Origin of the sequence: Nitrosomonas sp. Nm33, from assembly GCF_900107265.1 — a bacterium.
GTDB lineage: Bacteria > Pseudomonadota > Gammaproteobacteria > Burkholderiales > Nitrosomonadaceae > Nitrosomonas.
Window position 1 is genome coordinate 1 of record NZ_FNPJ01000159.1, and the last position, 1,396, is coordinate 1,396.

1 protein-coding gene is annotated in these 1,396 nt (G+C 38.8%); it reads right to left on the minus strand.

The genetic code is table 11. The features are described 5' to 3' along the window. Positions 1-92 precede the first annotated feature (92 nt). On the minus strand, positions 93-395 hold the full coding sequence (locus BLV54_RS15230) for a carotenoid biosynthesis protein (protein WP_218132447.1): 303 nt from the start codon (positions 393-395) through the stop codon (positions 93-95). Between the last annotated feature and the right edge of the window lie 1,001 nt (positions 396-1,396).

A 1,396-nucleotide genomic window follows, 5' to 3' on the forward strand; every position in this document is an offset into this window, starting at 1 on the left:
TCCTTCGTATATTTCTTCCTCGTATTCATTCCTCAATCTCCAGTTAAGATAAATTATCCCTTAACTGGGTTGGTCAATTCTATTAAACCATGTCAAAATAGTGCCGTAGTGTAGCTGAAGTAGGTTAGAAAAACATAAGATAGCGAATCGAAGAAAGGTACCCCAGAGACCCACAATTCCTTATGGCTTGTGGTGTCTAGGTAATAGTACCAGCCGTAGGGAAACCCGGTGGTAATGGAGAGTTTCTCCGATATGAAAGCTATCAGGTATGCTGCCACGGTGAAAGTCAGGGTCTTGCGCCAGCCCACATGCGGTACACAGGCCAAAAGAAATACCACGAAAAAGGTGAACACATAGGGACGCATAACAATGGTGTCGAAAATGGTGTCAAGCATGAACAACTCCTTGGAGAATAGAAAGGCGTCACAATGAGATATTGTCAAATGTGGAAGTTATCTGCTATCTATTATGCAGCGAGTAAAAATTTCCCTGGGATCGTTACGTCATACAACTGGTGTTCGCTGAGAACCCACGGAAAAGCTATAGCAGACTTTCTGATTTAAATTAACTGTGAAATAGTACGTCTTATTGCGATACACCTATAATGGCAACTTAGATGCCATTAAGAGACACCTTATTAATATAACTATATGATTCTTTTTGACTCTCCGGCCAGGGCTCGAACCTAGAATATGCGGATTAACAGGTATTATAACTAACTGTTTATATTAATATTATACCCATCAGTACTCGCAAATACTCACTGTTAACTATCATTTCTGTCACGTTATTTGTTAAATGATAGCTTGTCACCAATTAAGAAGTCTAAATGGAACGGAACTGATTTGATTAACCTCTGGCTGGCATCGCCAAGATCTAATACTTGAATCAAAAATAGTCCATTTTTAATCGCTTATCTGTCAAGTTTGACAACATAACGAATCATCTAGTAATTTGCATTCTAAAACCAGCTTATTTTTTACTACTTAGATATAAGGGTCAGAATTTAATCTAATATGCTTAAAATTATGATCTCCAGAACTGTATATCATTCTATTTTAGGATGATATGCAGCTAGCAAACTTGGCTAACATAACAACTTTGTTGTCTTTAATGCCAAACGTGTAGAAAATATACGGAAACTTTACAATTACTTGTTAGATCTGCGGAGGGAGTCGTGGAAGTTGAATATCTGTTTAATTCTTCGGGCGAGTTGATTGCTTTTCGCATTAATAAGTTCGTGTACAACACTGCGCTGCAGGCGCGACGGCCCTGACAGGCCGCGGCCTGAACTCACACATTATAGCCAATCACATATAAATTGATTATAATTTGTGAATGACCTATCCAGTATCATTTCGCCGTAAGGTATTATCCGTTCGAGAGAAGGATGGCC

Coding starts and splice junctions, on each gene's coding strand:
- BLV54_RS15230 (WP_218132447.1), bottom strand. CDS start 395: ATGCTTGACACCATTTTCGACACCATTGTTATGCGTCCCTATGTGTTC.